The organism is Caballeronia catudaia (genome assembly GCF_001544755.2).
Taxonomy (GTDB): domain Bacteria; phylum Pseudomonadota; class Gammaproteobacteria; order Burkholderiales; family Burkholderiaceae; genus Caballeronia; species Caballeronia catudaia.
The window spans coordinates 1-19,695 of the sequence record NZ_FCOF02000046.1; the positions used below are offsets into that span (position 1 = coordinate 1).

The 19,695-nt window shown below is 62.1% G+C and carries 17 protein-coding genes; 9 read left to right on the top strand and 8 right to left on the bottom strand.

Annotated features, from left to right (window positions below; translation table 11 throughout):
• From AWB75_RS30310 to AWB75_RS30330, 5 genes are all read left to right on the top strand, one after another.
• Positions 1 to 603: alkaline phosphatase family protein (locus AWB75_RS30310; protein ID WP_327220120.1), on the top strand; the 603-nt coding region annotated here is incomplete at its 5' end.
• 1,045 nt (positions 604 to 1,648) lie between these two features.
• Positions 1,649 to 2,362: a hypothetical protein gene (locus AWB75_RS30315; protein ID WP_061127708.1), complete on the top strand. Its 714-nt coding sequence runs from the start codon at positions 1,649 to 1,651 to the stop codon at positions 2,360 to 2,362.
• A 59-nt stretch (positions 2,363 to 2,421) separates the two neighbouring features.
• Complete coding sequence (locus AWB75_RS30320) at positions 2,422 to 2,868, top strand: YsnF/AvaK domain-containing protein (RefSeq protein ID WP_061127709.1); 447 nt, start codon at positions 2,422 to 2,424, stop codon at positions 2,866 to 2,868.
• A gap of 93 nt (positions 2,869 to 2,961) precedes the next feature.
• Positions 2,962 to 3,822 (top strand): YsnF/AvaK domain-containing protein, encoded by an 861-nt coding sequence (locus AWB75_RS30325; protein WP_061127710.1) that lies wholly within the window; start codon positions 2,962 to 2,964, stop codon positions 3,820 to 3,822.
• A gap of 85 nt (positions 3,823 to 3,907) precedes the next feature.
• Positions 3,908 to 4,261, top strand: coding sequence for a DUF883 family protein (locus AWB75_RS30330; RefSeq protein WP_061127711.1), 354 nt, complete (start codon positions 3,908 to 3,910; stop codon positions 4,259 to 4,261).
• Between the two features lie 212 nt (positions 4,262 to 4,473).
• Here the strand turns inward: AWB75_RS30330 and AWB75_RS30335 are convergent, their stop codons facing one another.
• Genes AWB75_RS30335 through AWB75_RS30370 form a run of 8 tightly spaced genes read right to left on the bottom strand, consistent with a single transcriptional unit; the run spans position 4,474 to position 14,354 of the window.
• A complete protein-coding gene (locus AWB75_RS30335) occupies positions 4,474 to 5,412 on the bottom strand; it encodes an electron transfer flavoprotein subunit alpha/FixB family protein (protein WP_061127741.1) in 939 nt (312 codons plus the stop codon).
• Positions 5,413 to 5,443: 31 nt separating this feature from the next.
• Positions 5,444 to 6,193, bottom strand: a complete 750-nt coding sequence (locus AWB75_RS30340; RefSeq protein WP_061127712.1) for an electron transfer flavoprotein subunit beta/FixA family protein — start codon at positions 6,191 to 6,193, stop codon at positions 5,444 to 5,446.
• Positions 6,190 to 7,830, bottom strand: a complete 1,641-nt coding sequence (locus AWB75_RS30345; RefSeq protein ID WP_061127713.1) for a GMC family oxidoreductase — start codon at positions 7,828 to 7,830, stop codon at positions 6,190 to 6,192. Before AWB75_RS30345 ends, AWB75_RS30340 begins: the two co-directional genes overlap by 4 nt.
• Entirely contained in the window at positions 7,827 to 9,050 is a 1,224-nt protein-coding gene (locus AWB75_RS30350) for a CaiB/BaiF CoA transferase family protein (protein ID WP_061127714.1), read from the bottom strand. The genes AWB75_RS30345 and AWB75_RS30350 overlap by 4 nt, the downstream gene beginning before the upstream one ends.
• Positions 9,043 to 10,821, bottom strand: a complete 1,779-nt coding sequence (locus AWB75_RS30355; protein ID WP_061127715.1) for an FAD-dependent oxidoreductase — start codon at positions 10,819 to 10,821, stop codon at positions 9,043 to 9,045. Before AWB75_RS30355 ends, AWB75_RS30350 begins: the two co-directional genes overlap by 8 nt.
• 12 nt (positions 10,822 to 10,833) lie before the next feature.
• Positions 10,834 to 12,015 (bottom strand): acyl-CoA dehydrogenase family protein, encoded by a 1,182-nt coding sequence (locus AWB75_RS30360; RefSeq protein WP_061127716.1) that lies wholly within the window; start codon positions 12,013 to 12,015, stop codon positions 10,834 to 10,836.
• A gap of 20 nt (positions 12,016 to 12,035) precedes the next feature.
• Positions 12,036 to 12,860: an HpcH/HpaI aldolase family protein gene (locus AWB75_RS30365; protein ID WP_061127742.1), complete on the bottom strand. Its 825-nt coding sequence runs from the start codon at positions 12,858 to 12,860 to the stop codon at positions 12,036 to 12,038.
• Positions 12,861 to 12,872: 12 nt separating this feature from the next.
• Positions 12,873 to 14,354: an NAD-dependent succinate-semialdehyde dehydrogenase gene (locus AWB75_RS30370; RefSeq protein WP_061127717.1), complete on the bottom strand. Its 1,482-nt coding sequence runs from the start codon at positions 14,352 to 14,354 to the stop codon at positions 12,873 to 12,875.
• A 242-nt stretch (positions 14,355 to 14,596) separates the two neighbouring features.
• Between AWB75_RS30370 and AWB75_RS30375 the strand changes: the two genes are divergently transcribed.
• The 4 genes from AWB75_RS30375 to AWB75_RS30390 are packed head-to-tail and all read left to right on the top strand — an operon-like array spanning position 14,597 to position 19,266.
• Positions 14,597 to 15,625: a TRAP transporter substrate-binding protein gene (locus tag AWB75_RS30375; RefSeq protein WP_061127718.1), complete on the top strand. Its 1,029-nt coding sequence runs from the start codon at positions 14,597 to 14,599 to the stop codon at positions 15,623 to 15,625.
• Between the two features lie 35 nt (positions 15,626 to 15,660).
• Positions 15,661 to 17,574: a TRAP transporter large permease gene (locus tag AWB75_RS30380; RefSeq protein ID WP_061127719.1), complete on the top strand. Its 1,914-nt coding sequence runs from the start codon at positions 15,661 to 15,663 to the stop codon at positions 17,572 to 17,574.
• Positions 17,575 to 17,607: 33 nt separating this feature from the next.
• Positions 17,608 to 18,318, top strand: a complete 711-nt coding sequence (locus AWB75_RS30385) for a GntR family transcriptional regulator (RefSeq protein WP_061127720.1) — start codon at positions 17,608 to 17,610, stop codon at positions 18,316 to 18,318.
• A gap of 18 nt (positions 18,319 to 18,336) precedes the next feature.
• Positions 18,337 to 19,266, top strand: coding sequence for a D-2-hydroxyacid dehydrogenase (locus AWB75_RS30390; RefSeq protein ID WP_061127721.1), 930 nt, complete (start codon positions 18,337 to 18,339; stop codon positions 19,264 to 19,266).
• The last annotated feature ends 429 nt before the right edge of the window (positions 19,267 to 19,695 follow it).

Below are 19,695 nucleotides of genomic sequence, written 5' to 3' on the forward strand. Positions count from 1 at the left end.
CAGCAAGTTCGCGAGACGCACCTTGCGGACCTGCCGGACTTGTATGCGGACATCAGCTCTGGCAATTTGCCCGCCGTGTCGTTCGTGAAGCCGGGCGGACTGCTCGACGGCCATCCGACATCGTCAAAATTTGGACTGTATGAGGCATTCGTCAGGAAGCTGGTCGATGCGGTAAAGAGCGATCCGAAGTTGTGGGCCACGACGGCGATCTTCATCACCACGGACGAGGGCGGCGGCTACTACGATTCAGGCTACATTCAGCCGGTCGATTTCTTCGGCGACGGCTCGCGTATCCCGATGATCGCTGTGTCGAAGTATTCGACCGGAGGGCGCATTTCCCACAGTTATGCCGATCACGCGTCGTTAGTAAAATTCATTGAGCGCAACTGGGGCCTGCCGGCGATTACCGGACGCAGCCGCGATAATCTGCCTTACCCCGTCCAGCAGCGCGACAATCCATACGTGCCAGTGAACGCACCAGCGATCGGCGATCTGTTCGACCTTTTTGACTTCCATCGCGACGCTGACGACCATGAGCACGGCAACCGGCGGTCCCGCGATGAAGACGGAGACAACGGCGGTATGGGATGGTGGCCGTTTTGATCATCCCCCTGCCCGCTGACGCCCCTCGCGAGCAATGAAAACCCAGACAGCCGCGCTCTAAGTGGCGGTCTTTTTCTATTGAGGTGACTACGGGTGCTCGGGCCAGGAAATCGTGATTTCGCCCTGCGAGATTTACGATTCCGCTATGGGCCAGAAGGGAAAGCCATGAACGGGCAGTTTACAAAACTTACGCCACCTTCTCTTGTCAGGGCATCGAGATCAGGCATGTAAATACATCCGAATACAGTGGGCGGCCTCAATCTGAAGTGCAACACCTGTTTCGTACAAGGAGCTGCATGCACAAGAACTCCCGTGGCGCTCCTAGTTGCGAAGGCCTTGCTTCGAGGATCAACCGCGCGCGTTGCCCTCGTCGTTGCGATACCGGTCAGCGTGCTCCAGCGGGAACTGACTGACAAATCGAACGATTTCTGCCGTAGCGTCTAGTCCACGGAGGTCGGTATGCGTTCCGCCAGGATGCCCCCGACCAGCTGTGGCCAAGCCCGTGTACCAGCCACCGCTTGCCGAGCGATTTACCGTGGCCGTCTTGATCGACATGCCGCGTATAGCATGGTAGCCGTCGCCGCACTCAACGTGCGTTGACGTTGGCGTAATTGCGTCCTGCGGCTCACCTCGCAGTAGATGGCTCATCTAGTTGCGATTGCTACTGCCGCTTGGACGCTTCCTTCTTCAGTTTCTTCGCTTCTTTCTTTTCCTTTGGCGTTTTAGTCGCGACCTTCTTTTCAGTCTTTTTGGCGTCTTGCGCTTTGCTCATGATGATTCTCCAATGCCACGGGGCGGCCGGCCAGCAAGAAAGCCTGCGCAAGCCGCGGGCCTGACGCGACGGAGCGCCAATGCACGCGCCGCCCGTAAAGCGAGCGATTCGAAAAGGCCAGTCCCTTGACGTATATACAGCGCTCCTCCGACGTTCATCCATTCAACCGACGACGGGCATGCCGATTCAGGTCGCGGAGATAGGCACATTCATTGCGCTTGAAAAGCGTCGCAGGCGCTCCCCTATCACTGCTTCACTGCTGGAGAAAATCCCGTGAAACTGCTAACCACTCGAGATGGTCTGCCCCGGCTGTCATGGGGCTCCATTATCGCTGGCGTCATTCTTTCCATGATCGTCTACTTGACCATGAGTGTTCTTGGTACGGCCATTGGCGCGTCGCTGTTGTCGCCGATGTCCAAGCCGGATCCGTTGCACGGGTTCGGGTTCGGGTCCGGGGTCTGGGTCATCGTCACCACGGTACTGGCGGTGTTTGTCGGCTCGTACTACGCAGGCCGCTGCGCCCCAGTGCTCGGATGGCTCCACGGCCTATTGTCCTGGGCGGTCATGACGCTGCTTGTCGTGTACGGCATGACCTCATTGATTACCGGCGCGGTGAGTACGGCAGGTAGTGTTGCGGCAACGACCGCGCAGGTCGGCGCGACCGCAGCCAACCAGTCGGGCACGAGCCCGTCGATGGTTGATACCGCCAAGCAGCAACTCCAGGCGGCCGTCGCCTCCGCAGCATCGGCCGCCTCCAGTCCGCAGGCCGAACAGACGGCGCGTGAAACGGCGGATGCCGCCGCGCGCGGCGTCGCGCGGGCGAGCTGGTATTCGTTTGCTGCTCTCATCGTAGGAGCCATCATTGCCATCGTCTCAGGGGGCGCCGGTTTTCGCCATCAGCCGCCATTTGAGGAAAGCGGTGGTACGGCGACTGGTGACGGCACACCGGTCCGCAGCCGCGCAGTGCCCGGAGCCAGTCGTCTTTGAGTGAACCCGAATTTCGACTGCCGGCGCTGTCCGGCCGTCGAGCACCTTAAGAGGAACCCATGCGAGAGGTCGAGAATAGCGGCGCGATGCCAACGCCTGATTCATCCAGCGAAGTGCGCGTCGCGGCAGTGCGGGAAAACATTGCGGTCGGAATCGAGACGGTGGAAACGGGTGCCGTTCGGGTGCGCAAGGTCGTCCATGAAGAAGAGCATCCTGTCTCGCTGCAACTTCGTAGTCAGAAGGTCGAGATTCAGCGCATACCCATCAACCGGCCGGTCGAAGAAAAAGAAGAGCCACGGCAGGAAGGCGATACCCTCGTCATCCCCGTCTACGAGTATGTCCCAGTGGTCCGGATGCAGCTCACCTTGAAAGAAGAGGTGCGCGTCAAGACGACTGAAGCGCGAGACGACGTGACGTCTCGCGTGCTGACCAGCTCAGAAGAACTCGTCGTTGAGCGTCGCGACGGCCCGAACGGTCCATGGACAAAAGATCCCACCGTCGACTGAATTGACCAGAGGAAAAGCGGAACATTTATTGCAATACTAAGACTGCAAGACTGCAAGACATATTGGTCCTTTAACTTGTTCGGAGAACTTGAAATGGTACAGACGATAATCGGCGTATTCGACTCGTTCGAAGACGCGCAGCGCGCTCAAACGCGACTTGAGTCGGAAGGCGTCGCCCGCACGGATATGGAAATTCATCGCTCGACTACCGGGGACATCTCGGCGACGAGCGGTGAGCCCACGGCCCGCTCTGTCACGAGTGAGGTCGCGGAGGACGGACGTCACGATGGACCCATCAGCGGCATCGAACACTTCTTCAAAAGACTGTTCGGCAGCGAAGACGAGCCTGAGGAAATCGGCCACTATCACGAAGCAGTTCGTCGAGGAGGCGCATTACTTTCCGTAGAAGTCAACGACGAAGCATCCGTGGAACGGGTCCGGGACGCGCTGTACGCAGCAGGCGCGGTCGACATCGACTCGCGCGTCGCCCAGTGGCGCAGTAGCGGATATACAGGCTATGACAGCAACTCACCCGCCTACACCGCAGACGAAATCGCAGCAGAACGTAAAGCTTTTCCGGTCGTCCAGGAAACGCTGGAGGTCGGCAAGCGCGAAGTGCACACGGGCGGCGTTCGCGTGTATTCCCGCGTGACGGAAACGCCGGTCAGCGAGTCAGTCAATCTGCGTGAAGAACGCGCGACCATTGAGCGCAGGGCCGTGGACCGACCGGCGACCGCAGCCGATCTCAAGGAAGGCTCCGTTGAGATCCGCGAGACTCAAGAGCAGCCCGTGGTCGCCAAAACGGCGCGTGTCGTTGAAGAGGTGGTGGTGGGCAAGGAAGCGTCAACCCGGACCGAGACCGTCAAAGATACGGTCCGAGGCACCGAGGTAGACGTCGAAAGAACGGAGGGTGCGGACCCCGCCGTCAACCCGGTTAAGAAGCCGCCGCTTTGAAACCGGTAAGTGGGGATGAGCACGAAACGGCCGCGCCGTCCCCCATTTTTATCGTCTACATCAGCGCTTGCGTTTGGAGGAAGCCATGGCGAACACCGTGCACGAACCGGTCGACTCCCTGATCACGGAGAAGGCCGACACTCCCTATGAATTTCCGACCAGCGCCAACCACGGCGCGTCAGGAGGAGATACTCAACCGCCCGCGACTGCTGGGGACGGCAATCAACGCGAAGCTTCACAGTCTGGAAACAACCAGTCATCAGGCGACGACGCGCGCGCAAGTATGAAAAACAAGCTCTCCGACATGCAGGATACTGTCGCTAAGAACTACAGGCTTGCGACGGAGACGACCGACGACTTCGTGCATGACAACCCTTGGAAAGCCATCGCCATCGCTGCACTCGGAGGCGTGATCATTGGCATGCTGGTTTCGCGGTAGTCAGAGGCGAACTGATGCAAAGGCCATGGCGAGCGACGTATCGCTCGCCGTGGCTGCAGAGCGGCGCTTTTCCCTCGCGCTTGGTTAATCGCTCGACGGTGATGAGCCAACGGTCGGCACGCGCCCCAAAAACAGACAGTGCTAACGCAAGCCAGCGCCAAAGCGTGGCGTCGTCGAGCAAGCTCAATCGGCGGCGATCTCTCGCGACGATTCTAGCCGTCGATCGCTCCGGTCAATTCTGGCGCGGCCGTAAAAAGATCACCGACGAGACCGTAGTCGGCGACACTGAAAATGGGCGCTTCCGGATCTTTGTTGATCGCGACGATCACTTTCGAGTCCTTCATGCCGGCGAGGTGCTGGATCGCACCCGAGATACCGACGGCCACATACAGTTGCGGCGCGACGATCTTGCCGGTTTGCCCGACCTGATAGTCGTTGGGCACGAAGCCCGCGTCGACGGCTGCACGCGATGCGCCCAGCGCCGCGTTCAGCTTGTCGGCCAGCGGTTCGAGCACCTTCGTGTAGTTCTCTCCGTTGCCCAGACCGCGGCCACCCGAGACGATGATCTTCGCCGACGTGAGTTCCGGACGATCCAGCTTCGTCACTTCACGGCCGACGAACTGCGAGAGGCCCGCGTCCGCTGCGGCTTCGATCTTCTCGACCGCTGCGCTGCCGCCTTCGGCTGCGACTGCATCGAAGCCGGTCGTGCGTACCGTGATGACCTTGATCGGGTCTTGAGATTGCACCGTTGCAATTGCGTTGCCCGCGTAGATCGGGCGCTCGAACGTATCGGGCGAATCGACTGCCGTGATGTCGCTGATCTGTGCGACGTCGAGCTTCGCTGCGATACGCGGCGTGATGTTCTTGCCGTAAGCGGTCGCCGGCGCGAGGATGTGCGAATAGTCCTTCGCGATGTTCAGCACCGTCGCCTCGACGTTTTCCGCGACGCCTGCTGCGAGTTGCGGCGCGTCGGCCAGCAGGACTTTGCTGACGCCAGCGATCTTCGCTGCCGCATCGGCCGCAGCCTGCGCATTGTGACCTGCGACCAGCACGTGAATATCGCCGCCGATCTTGTGCGCCGCTGCAATCGTGTTCAGCGTCGCTGCCTTGATCGAGGCGTTATCGTGTTCTGCCAATACCAGGCTAACCAGATTCGTCATCTTCCCTGTCTCCGCCTTCTACTTAAATTACCTTCGCTTCGGTCTTTAGCTTCTCGACCAGCGTCTTTACGTCCGGCACGGTCACGCCGGCGCAGCGCCTGGGCGGCTCGGCGACTTTCAGCGTCTTTAGACGCGGCGTGACATCGACGCCGAGGTCTTCGGGCTTGATCGTTTCGAGCGGCTTTTTTTTCGCCTTCATGATGTTCGGCAACGTCACGTAGCGCGGCTCGTTCAGGCGCAGATCTGTTGTGACCACGGCGGGAAGCGTCAGCGACAGCGTTTCAGCTCCGCCGTCCACTTCGCGCGACACTGTTGCCTTCCCGCCAGCCACAACCACCTTCGAAGCGAACGTCGCTTGCGGAAGGTTAGCCAAAGCGGCGAGCATCTGCCCGGTCTGGTTCGAGTCGTCGTCGATGGCCTGCTTGCCCAGCAACACCAGCGAAGGCTGTTCCCTGTCGACCAGGGCCTTCAGCAGTTTGGCGACGGCCAGAGGCTGCAGGTCTTCGGATGACTCGATCAACACAGCTCGATCCGCGCCTATCGCCAACGCCGTACGCAGCGTCTCTTGCGCCTGAGCTACACCGCAAGAAACCGCCACCACCTCGCTCACCACGCCGGCTTCCTTCAACCGCACCGCTTCCTCAACCGCGATTTCATCGAACGGATTCATCGACATCTTCACGTTCACAACGTCGACACCCGTGCCGTCCGACTTGATCCGGACCTTCACGTTGTAGTCGACCACTCGCTTTACACTCACAAGCACTTTCATACCGTCTCCTTGTCATGTGTCGAAGCCGCGCGCGCCGTCATCGGCGAACGGATAATGTCGGCCGCGCGCTCGGCCAGCATCAGCACCGTCGCATTGGTGTTGGTCGAGGTTATCGACGGCATCACCGAGCCGTCGACGATGCGCAGGCCGGTCGTTCCGCGCACCCGCAGTTCGGAGTCGACGACGCTCATTTCGTCCTCTCCCATCCGGCACGTGCCAACCGCGTGATACACAGTCGAGCCATTGTCACGCACGTATTGCAGTAACGCCTCATCGGTGTCCGCGTGACGGCCTGGTACGGTTTCGTCGACGATATAGCGGGCGATCTCGGGCTGCGCGAAGATCCGGCGGCCGATCTTGAGTCCTTCCACCATCGTGTTGCGGTCCAGTTCGCTGCTGAGGTATGACGGTGCGATCGTCGGCGCTGCCGTGATCTCGCTGCTGGTGATGTGCACGTGCCCACGGCTTTCGGGGCGCATCTGCCAGACGCCGCAGGAGACACCGGGCTCCGACTCCAGCACCCCGATCCGTCCCTCGACGAAGCTGCCTGGCGCGATGACGAACTGCACGTCGGGCCGGGTTGCGAGCGATGTCTGTGCAAAGCCGCCGACGATCGCCGCGCTATACGTCAGTACGCCGGTGCCCGACACGACGTACCGCATCATCTCGCGCGCGAGCGCGAGTCCGTGCGAGCGCTCGTTCGCGGTACCTGCACCCCGTACCCGATAGCCGAGCCGGACTACATAGTGATCCTGCATATTGTTGCCGACGCCCGGCAATGCGATGCGTGTTCGAATGCCCGCATTGTCGAGCACGTCCTTATCGCCGATGCCACTCATTTCGAGCAGCCTGGGCGTGCCGATCACGCCGGCGCTCAAAATCACTTCGCGCGTCGCGCGAAACTGCATCGGAACGCCTGCGCTCGTCGTCGCATTGATGCCGCTCACGTGCGTGCCGTTCATTTCGAGCCCGGACACCTGGACGCCGGTCACCACCGTGAGATTCGGCCGCGCCATTGCGGGCCGCAGATAGCCGCGCGCTGCGCTGGACCGGCGACGTCCGTCGCGCGTTTGCTGGTAGTACCAGATCGACGGACCGCGCGTGTCGCTGTTCGGATCATCTACAAAATCGAGACCGGCCTTCTGGGCGGCTTGCACGACCGCACCACAAATCTCCGGCGGATTCTTCACCCGGCTGACCTGGATCGGACCGTGCGTGCCGCGTTGCGGACTGTTGCCCTCGGTCCACGTTTCGGAGCGGCAGTAGAACGGCAGACAGTTGCCGAAGCTCCAGCCCTTGGCGCCCGACTGCTCCCAGCTATCGATATCCTCAGCAAACGGGCGGACATAAAGCAGGCCGTTGATCGCGCTGGACCCGCCGAGTCCGCGTCCGCGCGGAAACAGGATTGCACGGCCGCTGGTCTCGGCGTCGGCCCGCGTGCGATAGCGCCATGTCACGGTTGGATGATCGAGCAATCGCACGAAGCCGGCCGGTACGTGGATGAACGGGTGACGATCGCTCTCGCCGGCTTCGACCAGAATCACTTTGACGTTCGGATCTTCGGTCAGGCGGTTTGCGAGCACGCAACCCGCCGTCCCCGCGCCGACGATAACGTAGTCCGTTTTGTACGATTTCATGACTTCGCTCCGGCAACTGCCAGCTCACGACCTTCCAGTGTTGCGATCTCCTCGTCGGCGAAACCGAACTCGGCAAGTACTTCAGCCGTGTGTTGTCCGAGCGTAGGCGGCGCGCGGCGGTAAGCGACCGGGCTGCCGTGAAAATTCACCGGACTCGCGATGTTCGTTACCCTACCCGCGACCGGATGCTCAATCTCGATGACCGCATGGTTATGCGCGATCTGCGGGTCCTGCGTCAGTGCGGTGTGGTAGTCCTGCACGAGCGCGCATGGCACGTCCGCGGCGCTCAGATGCGCTACCCAGTATTCCGCGGTATGCAGTAGAAAGTGCTGCTCGAGGATCACGTCGAGTGCATGCCGATTCGCAGTCCGCGCGGTGTTGCCGATGAATCGTTCATCGCTCAGCAGTTCGTCGCGGCCCAACGCCCGGCAAAGGTTCTGCCAGAATTTTTCGGTGAAGCACGCCGCGAAGAAATAGCGGCCATCGGACCCCTGGTAGTTGCGATACGGCACCATCGTCGGATGGCCGCTGCCGAGGCGCTCCGGCGCTTTGCCGCTTCTTAGCGTCTCGCCGTCGCGGGGGATGGTGCTGAAAAGCGCAGCCGACAGCAGCGACGTATCGATGCGCTGACCTTCGCCGTGTCGTTCGCGATGCAACAGCGCCGCAGAGATGCCGAACGCGAGCAGCGCAGCCGCGCCGAAGTCCGGCAACGGCGCCCCCAGCCGAACCGGATTGCCGCCGGCTTCGCCCGTCATGTCCATGAGACCCGCCACGGCCTGCACGATCGGATCGTTCGCGGGCCACGCGGCGTAAGGACCGCTTTGTCCGAACGCCGACACGCTTGCATAGACGATCATCGGATTGCGCGCTTTCACGGCCTCGTAGCCGATGCCGAGCCGATCCACCGTGCCCGGCCGGAAGTTTTCGACGACGACATCCGCCAGCTCCGCCATGCGCAGGAATGCATCGCGTCCTTTCGGCGACTTCAGGTCCAGGCGGATGCTGCGCTTGTTACGGTTCTGCGAGAGGAATTGGACGCTTTCTCCTTCGACGAATTGATTACCGAGATTGCGCGAGAGGTCTCCGGCCTTCGGTTCCTCGACCTTGATCACGTCCGCGCCGAGATCGGCGAGCAGCACCGTACCGACCGGACCCGCGGTCATGACGGTGAGATCCAGAATGCGATAGCCCGACAACGGGCCGACTTGCTTCTTATCCATGATTTGCCGCCTGCGAATGCGATGCGTCCGTGAGTTCCGCACCGGGGTATTCGAGCACGTCGAAGGCGAGACGGAACGGGTCGGCCTCACCGCGCGTGATGGTCAATGCGTGACTGAAATGCGCGTCGTCGCGCTCGGGACAGTCGGTGCGATAGTGGCTGCTGCGCGATTCGCGCCGCTCGATACACGCCTGCACGATGACGTCGGCAGTCGTCGCCATATTGTCGATCGTGAGCGCGTCCATCACTTCCGACGGCGTGGCGCCGCCCCCTGCGGAGAACTCCGCGCGCGCCTCGCGAGCGGCGGCCAACGCGATGTTCAGGCCGCTTTCCGTCTTCTCGACGAGGCAATGCGTCTGCATCGCTGCACGCAGATCGGAGGCGATACGTTGAGCGTCGAACCACGCATTCGGTTTGAGCGCCGTTTCGAGGCGCCCAGCAAGCGGCGTTACATCGGACGTGCCCGGCGCCGTGCTGCCGCGTGCGAATGCGGCCGCACCCGCGCCCGCGCGATGGCCGAAAACCTGACCTTCCGCAAGGGAGTTTCCGCCCGGACGATCCGGACCGCGCACGCCGCCCGCGAGTTCGCCAATCACGAAGAGCCCCTCGATGGTCGACATCGCGTCGGTGCTGGTCATTCGGACACCGCCATTCAGGCATTGAAACGCAATGCCGACCTCGAGCAGATCACGCTTCGGATCGAGTCCCTTGGCGCGCATCCAGCGCATGGTGTTCGGAATGGTGGCGGCCAACCGTTCCTCGGCGATGTCGGCGAAAGAGAAATGCACCGCACCGCGTTCCGTTCCTCTGCCCTGCGCGATTTCCGTTGCGATCGCGATATCGATGTAGCGCGACTCGTTCGATATCGTGAACGGGAACACTTTCTCGTCCATCGCAGCCTCGGGCGTCACGCCCGTCGGCAGATAGTCCGGGAGAAATTCGTGACCGTCGCGATTGAGCATCTTCGGATGCAGGATGAAGCACGACTTGCTGAAAAGTTGCACGTAAGGGTGCACCATCGCCGGCCCGAACTGGTGGAACTCCATGTTCACGAGTTCCGCGCCGTGGCGGAAGCAGATCGCCTGGCCGTCACCGGTCATCTCCGCTGTCGACACCTGCTGCGAGAACAGACCGTGCGCGCCGCCCGTGCCAAGCACGACGGCCCGCGCCGAGACCACCAGCAGCCGCCGCGAATCGAGGTCCATCGCAACCACGCCGCTCACGCGCCCTGTCGAATCGCGCAGGAGATCGATCAACGCCGCCGGCTGACGGATCTCGACACCGAGCTTTCTGGCTTCGTCCGCGAGCGCGCTCACGAAGGCCTTGCCGGTTTTGCCCTTCACGCCGAGCGCGCGCGCATAGCTGCCGAAGTCGCTGCGGATGAGCTTGTAGCCATCGTCGACGCGGTCGAACGGCACACCGAGTTCGATCAGGTCAGCGATGCGCTTCGGTGCGTCCTCCGCCAGAACGCGCACGAGGTCGCGGTCGATGAAGCCGCCTGCCGGACGCATCGTGTCTTCGTAGTGCACCGTTGCGCTATCGTCGGGACTGCCGTAGCCGGATGCCCCCATGCTCATGATTTCGCTAGCGCCGTGCACCGTGCTGCCACCCTGTCCGACCGGCGCCTTGGCCAGCATGAGGACCTTCGCACCCGCCTGTGCCGCGGACACGGCAGCACGCGACGCCGCGCCGCCACCGCCGACCACCACTACGTCGGCTTGCGCGTGGTCGACGCCAAAGCCGAATTTCTCCAACGTCCGAACTGCCGTCACGTCTGTCTCCGCTTACGATTTGAGCGCGCGTGCCACGATGTTGCGCTGAATTTGATTGGTGCCACCGAAGATCTGGAACATCTTGGCTTCGCGGTAATGACGCTGCATCGCGTATTCGGCGGAGTAGCCATTGGCGCCCATGATCTGGATGCCGTCTGTCGCGACCTGCACGTACGTGTCTGACGCGAAGTACTTCGCCTGCGACGATTCCACGTCGCAGTTGTCGCCTTCGTCGAGCAGCTTCGCCGCCCGAAACGCCATCAGGCGAGCGGCATCCACGCGCGTCTGCATATCGGCGAGCAGATGCGACACGGCCTGGAAATCGATGATCGACTGCCCGAACTGTTTGCGGTCGTTCGCATACCAGCGCGCAAGATCGATCGCCGCCTGCGCGCCGCCCACGCACATCGCCGACAATGCGATGCGCTCCTTCGACAGCACCGTGGTGAGCTTCTTCCAACCCACGTGCAGGCCGCCCACGATCATCTCTTTCGGGACACGCACTCCGTCGTACACCACTTCGCAGGTCCGGATAGCGTGGCCGCCGAGCAAATCGATCGGATTAATGGTCAAACCTCTGGATTCCTTCGGTACGAGGAAGAGGCTGATCCCGTCGTGCTTCTTCGCTTCCGGATTGGTGCGCACCGCGGTCAGAATGTAGTCGGCCTGCAGCGCGCCGGAAATCCACATCTTCGTGCCGTCGAGAATGAAGTCGTTTCCCTCGGCCACGCCGCGCGTCGTCAGCGAGGCGGCATCCGAGCCGGAGCCGTTTTCGCTCAGTGCGAAGGCAAGAAAGGCACGCCCTTCGGCCAGCTTCGGCAACACCAGGGCCTTGATATCGTCCGGAGCGAAGCGCGCCAGCGCGCCGCCCACCATGTTCACGTTGGCGTTCCAGAAGCGCGCGAGCGCGATGGTGTGATACGCGACGATCTCCAGATATGCGGCCATGTCGAGATAGCCACCGATGCCGCCGTATTCTTCGGGCAGCGTGATGCCAAACCAGCCCTGTTCGGCGGCCGCCTTCACCAGTTCCTGCGGGAAGCGCTTCTCTTCGTCGCACTGGCGCACGTATTCCGGCGATGCATGGCGCGTCAGCACCCGATTCACCGAATCTCGGAATTCGAATTGATCGGCATTCAGATAGGGTTTCAGGTCGCGCCGGTTGACCAGATTGCTTGCGTATTCGGGATTCACTATGTCTCCTTCTTGACCGATCAGGATGCCTTGCGTTGAGCCATGTCTTGTTCGGCTTCGCCGAGCGGGATTGCACGCAACATCTGCGAACGCGACTTCGCCCCCGTCATCAGGAACGCAAGGTCCGAGCCGCTGAGAATGAAACGCGCGCCTTTTTGCACGTAGGCGGTCATCAGTGCCTCGTCGTACACGCCGCCCACGCCCGGCACCTTGCCGTGCCGGTGACATGCGGCGCACACGGCGTCGATGGCGGCCGCCACACGCACATGGCCGAGTTGTCCTGTGATACCGAGATCCGCCGCAAGATCGGTCGCGCCGACGAGCAGCACGTCAATGCCCGGCACGGCGGCGATCGCGTCGGCGTTCTCGAGCCCTTCGCGGGTTTCGATCATCGCCACGACCAGCACCTCTTCGTTGATCGCGCGAACCACATCGGCGATCGGAAGAGCCTGAAAGCCGACCTGCGGCAACATGCCCGGGATCGACCGTCCGCCAGCAGGCGGGAAGCGGCACATGTCGGCGATTCGCGCGGCCTGTTCGGGCGTGCTCACGTGCGGCACCACGATGCCCATCGCGCCGGTATCGAGCAGTCGAGTGGCGTGGAACGGCTCGTGTCCCGGCACGCGGATGATCGGCGTCACACCGCCCACCAGAGCGGCGGCGCAGATCTGCGCGGCCGTGTCGATGTCCATCGAATTGTGTTCCATATCGATGAACAGCCAGTCGAAACCCGCCGTCTGCGCGATCTGCGCGATGTCGACGGTGCGGGCCTGGCGCAGCCCCATGCCGAGTGCCAGTTCGCCCGCGGCGAGTTGCGCTTTCGCGTGATTCTTGATGCTTCGCATGATCGATCCCATTCAGGCGGTGGCGTCGAGCGGCTCGTCGTTCGCCAGTTCCAGGTTGATGAATTTGGTGTCCATGTAGTCGCGGATCGCGTTCGGTCCGCCTTCGCGTCCGAACCCGCTGTCCTTGCTGCCGCCGAATGGCGTCTCCGCCGTCGACGCCACGAACGTATTTACGCCGACCACGCCGGCCTGCAGACGCTCCGTGGTTTCCAGCGTGTTGCGCATCGAGCGCGTGAAGACATACGCCGCGAGCGCGAACGGCAGCCGGTTCGCCTCGGTGATGACTTCGTCCATCGTCGTGAACGGGGTGAGCGTCCCGACGGGGCCGAACGGTTCGTCGTTCATCAGGCCGATGTGCGAAGCGGGATTGGCGACGAGTGTCGGCTCGTAGAACCAGCCGCGACCGAATTCCGCGGGGCGCCGGCCACCGCATAGCACGCTGGCGCCTTCACTCACGGCTTCATCGACAAGACGTTCGATCGCGTCGCGGCGCTTCGACGTGGTCAGCGGACCCAGATCGGTGTTCTGCTGCAACGGATCGCCGACCCGAAGCGCTCTGGAGCGCTCGACCAGCGCCTTCACGGTCTTGTCGAAGATCGATTCATGGATGTAGAAACGAGTCGGGGATGCGCAAACCTGGCCCGCATTGCGGAACTTGCCCAGCGACGCGAGGTGCGCAAAAGCGCCGATGTCAGCGTCGCGATGCACGATCACGGGCGCATGGCCGCCGAGTTCCATCGTGACCTTCTTGAGGGTCTGCGCGGACATTTCGACGATCTGACGGCCGATAGGCACCGAGCCGGTGAAGCTGATCTTTGCCACGCGCGGGTCGGCCATGATCGTCGGCGTAATAGTGTCGGCTTTGCCGATCACCAGATTGACCGCGCCCTCGGGAAAACCGGCATCGACGAAACAGCGCACCAGTGCCATCGTCGCGCCGGCCGCTTCGTTCGACGGCCTGATCACGATCGCGTTGCCGGCGGCCAGCGCCGGGCCCATCTTGCGGGCCAGCAGTAGCAGCGGGAAATTCCACGGCGTAAAGGCGGCGACCACCCCGAGCGGCTCGTAATGCACCAGATACCGTCCGCCCTTGACGCGACTTTCGTAAGACATGCCGAACACACGGCGCGCTTCATCGGCGAACCAGTCGATCGACTCAGCGGACGCGTGGACTTCCCCAATGGCCTGTGCGATCGGCTTGCCGGTTTCCAGCGCCACGAGTCGTGCGAGCTGCGGCGCGCGTTCGCGGATGAGCGTTGCGGCTCGGCGCAGCAGCGCTGAGCGCTCCCACGGCGTGAGCTTGCGCATTGCAGCCGCGGCCTCGGTCGCGGCGTCGACGGCCTCGGTGACCTGAGCCTGCGTGGCCAGCGGCATATAGCCCAGCCGCTGTTCCGTCGCCGGATTGATCGAAAGCTGGCCGTTGTCAGACGCCGCGGCTTGCCAGCGGCCTCCGAGCAGCAAGCCGTGCTCGCGGTAGTGCGCCTCTAGTTCCATTTGTCTCTTCCTGATAGGTATCGCCGATGTTCCCGGTATGTAGGTGCTTTCCCGGGGCGTTCAGTTGCATGCACTCTTTTTCTTATAACAACATCTTGACATCGAAGTGTCAACACTTTTAAAGTGTGTGTTAGCAAAACCAGAGCTGCAGTGTGCACTTTACCTAGCCGAGGACCGAAAAAACGGCACGGGCGCCGCCGAATGCGCCATCCGGCATCTTCTTTTTATGGAGCGAGACGAAAATGAGTTTGTATTCCCGTCGTACCTTTCTTCAAACGCTCGGAGCCGCCACGGTGGCGGCGACGGGAACCGGCGTCTTGCCGTCGCTCGCCCGGGCGCAGACAGCGCAGTTCAAGCTGAAGTACGCGAACAACCTCGCGCTGTCCCATCCGCTCAACGTTCGCGCGAAAGAAGCCGCGGACGCCATCAAGAAGGAATCCGGCGGCCGTGTCGATTTGCAGATTTTCCCGAACGGTCAGATGGGCACGGATACCGACATGCTGTCGCAGGTTCGATCGGGCGCCATCGACTTCCTGACCCAAGGTGGCGTGGTGCTGTCGACACTCGTGCCGGTCTCGGCGATCAACGGCATCGGCTTCGCGTTCAAGGATTACAACCAGGTCTGGGCAGCCATGGACGGCGAGCTCGGCAGCCACATCCGCGCGGCGATCTCGAAAGTCGGGCTCGTCGCGATGGAGAAACCGTGGGACAACGGCTTTCGGCATCTCACGAGCTCGGTCAAGCCGGTGCAAAGCCCGGCCGACCTCAAAGGCCTAAAGATTCGCGTGCCGGTCAGCCCCCTTTGGACCTCGATGTTCAAGGCGCTCGACGCCTCGCCCACCAGCATCAACTTCAGCGAGGCGTATTCGGCGCTGCAAACCAAGGTCGTTGATGCAGAAGAAAACCCCCTCGCGCTGATCGAAACCGGACGCTTCTATGAAGTCCAGAAGTTCTGCTCGTTGACCGGCCATATCTGGGATGGCTTCTGGTTTCTCGCCAACGCGCGGTCCTGGGGCAAGCTGCCGCCGGACGTGCAGACCATTGTGGCGAAACACCTGAATGCGGCCGCAGTGGCTGAACGCGCGGACGTCGCCGCACTGAGCACATCGCTGATCGACAAGTTGCAATCGCACGGCATGGCGTTCAACAAGCCCGATCTCCAGCCGTTCCGTGCCTCGCTGCAAAAAGCCGGCTTTTACGATCAGTGGCGCAAGAAATACGGCGATGAAGCCTGGGCGTTACTCGAAAAGTACACGCAGAAGTTCGCATGAGCGCGGACCATCGAAGAGTTTCCGGAGAGCGAGTCATGACTTCCCGAGTTCATCCCGAGCAGGTGTTCGCCCACGACATCGGCGCGCCGAAAGACCGACATGCGACATCGAAGGTCGTGCGCGTCGGCAGCGCACTGGAAACGGCCATCAAGTGGATCACCGAAGTGCCCGCCGCGTTGCTGCTGGTGGCCGAGGTCGTGCTGTTGCTCACGAACGTTACCTGCCGCTACGTGCTGCGGGATCCGTTGATCTGGGGTGACGAACTCGCGTCGATCCTGTTCATCTGGCTATCGATGCTCGGCGCGGTGGTGGCGTTGCGGCGCGGCGAACATATGCGCCTGACGATGTTCGTCGCCAGAATGTCGCCGCAAAGCCGCGCGTTTGCGGAAACGCTCGGAAATTTCATCGTGATGACGTTCGTACTGCTGATGGTACGGCCAGCGACCGAGTGGGCGATGGACGAGTGGATCATCAGTACGCCGGCGCTGGATCTGCCGAACACCGTTTCGGCCGCCGCGATTCCCGTGGCCGCCGGGCTGATGCTCGTGCTCGCCATTACCCGGTTGCTCGAACGCTCGTCGCTGCGCGATTGCGTGAAGGCTGTCGCGCTGGTGGGCGGGGTCGCTGTTGCGCTTTACGTTGCACGGCAAGCACTCGCGCCACTGACCGCAGTCAGCCTGATTCTTTTCTTCGCCGTGGGCGTGGTCACGATCATCTGTCTCGGCGTGCCGATCATGGTCGCCTTTGGCGTGTGCACGTTCGCTTATCTCGCAACGGTCACCGGCGCACCGTTGTCGATCGTCGTGAGCACCATGAATCAGGGAATGTCCAGCCTGATCCTGCTCGCTGTGCCGCTGTTCATCCTGCTCGGCGCGCTAATGGAAGCGATGGGGCTCGCTGAAGCGATGATCCGCTTCCTCGCCTCGCTGATCGGGCATAAGCGCGGCGGCCTCGCCTACGTGCTGATCGGCGCCATGTATCTGGTGTCCGGCATCTCCGGTTCGAAGGTGGCGGATATGGCCGCGCTCGCGCCGGGCCTGTTCCCGGAAATGAAAAAGCGCGGCGCGAACGAAGGCGACCTCGTCGCAATGCTCAGTTCGTCGGCGGCCATGTCGGAAACTATTCCGCCCAGTCTGGTGCTGATCACGATTGGGTCGGTCACCGGCGTTTCGATTGCGGCGCTGTTCACAGGTGGCTTCATGCCGGCCGTGGTCGGCGCGGTAGCGCTGGCGGCAGTCGTCTGGTTTAAAAGCCGCGGGGAGATCCTGCAAGGCGTGCAACGGGCCTCCCGGGCCGAGGTCGGCCGCGCATTTTTGATCTCGCTACCTGCGCTCGCGCTGCCGTTCGTGATCCGGGCCGCGGTGGTCGAAGGGATCGCGACCGCGACGGAAGTGGCGACGATCGGTGTCGCATACACCTGCGCGGCGGGCTTGTTACTGTACCGCCGCTTCGACTGGAGCCGGCTCTATCCTATTCTGGTGGAGTCGGCCTCGCTGTCCGGCGCGATACTGATTATCATCGGTTGCGCAACGGCGATGGGATGGGCGCTCACGCAGTCAGGATTCTCCGCGCAACTCGCGTCCTTGATGATGGCAGCGCCCGGGGGCTCGCTCGGCTTCCTGGCGATCTCCGCCATTACGTTCGTGGTGCTCGGCAGCTTTCTGGAAGGCATTCCGGCAATCGTACTGTTCGGTCCGCTGCTGTTCCCGATCGCGCGTGCGATGGGTATCTCCGACGTGCACTATGCAATGGTCGTGGTATTCGCGATGGGACTCGGCCTGTTCGCGCCACCGCTTGGCCTCGGCTTCTACGCGGCGTGCGCGGTGAGCAAGGTCGATCCGTCCACCGCGATGCGCCGCGTCTGGCCTTATCTGGGCGCCTTGGCGGTGGCCCTCATCGTGATCGTGCTGGTACCGTGGGTATCGACAGGTTTTCTGCAAGCAAAATAAAAGGCATTGAATGGCACAGAAAGGGCAACGGACATGAAAAACGCGTTTAACAATGAAGCGAACGGCAAGGTGAACGCGCGCGCGCCTGAGGTGATCGCGTCGAAGCTCGACGACATTCGCGAACAGGTGCGCGGCATGATTCAGCGGGGGGACTTGCGCCCCGGTGAACGTGTGAATGAGCAAGCACTCGCCAACCAGATTGGCGTCGGCCGCAATTCGGCGCGCGAGGCTCTGCGCTCGCTCGAACAGGCGGGACTCGTGCGAATCGTCCCCAATCGGGGCGCCGAAGTTCGGCGGCTATCGCTCGAAGAGGCCATGGATCTCTATGAGATTCGAGCAGGGCTCGCGCGCACGGCCGGACGTCTCGCCGCGCTGCGTCTGACCACCGACGAGGAGCACTTGCTCAGCCTTCTTATTGACCAGATGGATTCCGCCGTTGCCGAGCGCAGCAGCCATCTGTATCAAACCCTGAACACCGAGTTTCATCGTCAATTGATGGCCACGACCAAGAATCCGCGGCTGATCACGATCAACCAGGCTGTCGAAGACGAACTGACGCTTTACATTCACAAGGGCGTGTATTCGTTCGCGCAAATGCAGCGTTCCTCGAAAGAACACCGCGAGCTCTTCGAAGCGCTGCGTGCGGGTCAGGCCGACGCGGCTGCGCAGGCTTTCGAGAATCATGTGCAGACGGGCAAGAAGCGCATGCTCGACACCGTGTCCACCAGCCCGTCCGAACGTTAATGAACTTGGAGCAGCTTTTTGAAAACCATCGTGTTTCTGGACCGCGCGACGCTGTCCACTGATCTACCCGATCTTCCCTTTGCGCATCGGTGGGTCGAATATCCGTCCACGACGCCGGGACAGGTGGTGGAGCGCTGCCGTGACGCGCAGATCGTCGTGACCAACAAGGTGCCGCTGACGGGCGACGTGCTCGCGCAGTTGCCACAACTGGAACTGATCGGCGTGCCGGCCGCGGGCGTCAATCATCTGGATATGGAAACATGCCGCCAACGAGGCATCGAAGTGGTCGCGTGTCCGGGATATTCGACGATCTCCGTGCCCGAGCACGCGTTCGCACTGATGCTCGCGCTGCGCCGAAACCTGGTTCCTTACTGGCGCGACGTCTATGATGGGGGCTGGAGCGGGTCACCCACTTTCTACGCTGAACTGCATCCGATCAAGGATCTCCACGGATCGACGCTCGGCATCGTCGGCGCCGGTCACGGTGGAAAGCGACTCGCCGAATTGGCCAGCCCGTTCGGCATGCGTGTGATCTTCGCCGAGCGCAGGCACGCCACGGTGGTGCGCGAGGGCTACGCTGCGTTCGACGAGGTGCTGCGCGAAGCGGATGTGATCAGCCTGCATTGCCCGCTTACCGATGAAACGCGGCATCTGTTCGGTCTCGCCGAATTCGAGCGAATGAAGCGCAGCGCGTCACTCGTGAACGCCGCACGCGGCGGTATCGTCGACGAGCGGGCGCTGATGGAGGCGCTCGACCGCAAGCTGATAGCGAATGCCGCGCTCGACGTCCTCGAGCAGGAACCGCCGGCGGCCGATCATCCGCTGTTGACCAGCGCGCGCACCGATCTGATCGTGACTCCCCATGTCGCATGGCGGACTCAGGTGGCGATGCAGCGGCTAGTTACACAGCTCGCGCAAGGCATCGAACAGCATTACGCGCGGCGCTGAGAGCCAAACTCGACGAGGCAGTGTTGCGGGCCCTTTCAGGCTCACTGAGAGCAGCATCGCAGTAAGCAGCCGCGGCAGAGAGCCGGCGATGAGCAGTCACCGCACAGAAATAAAACGTTTCGCTCATCGATGAACGCGTTCGCGTGCTTGCATTGACCGCGCCTCCGGCCAGGTACATCGCAATCGACAGAATCAGAAACAGCCGCAGAATCGCCTGAATACCGCGCATAAGCCAAAGAATCCGCGCGGTTTCTGTGACGGCGTCGCGGGGGAAATCCGCGCGCCGACCGGGTCGTTAGCGTTGGCATCTGCGTGACCTCACAATCAAGCGCCGCTCAGCGCGGCCTCGGCTCGACAGGCGGATCGGCGCGCCAGCCGCCGCCGATTTTGAACCCACGCACGCTGCGACTTGTGGCTACACTCGTAGTC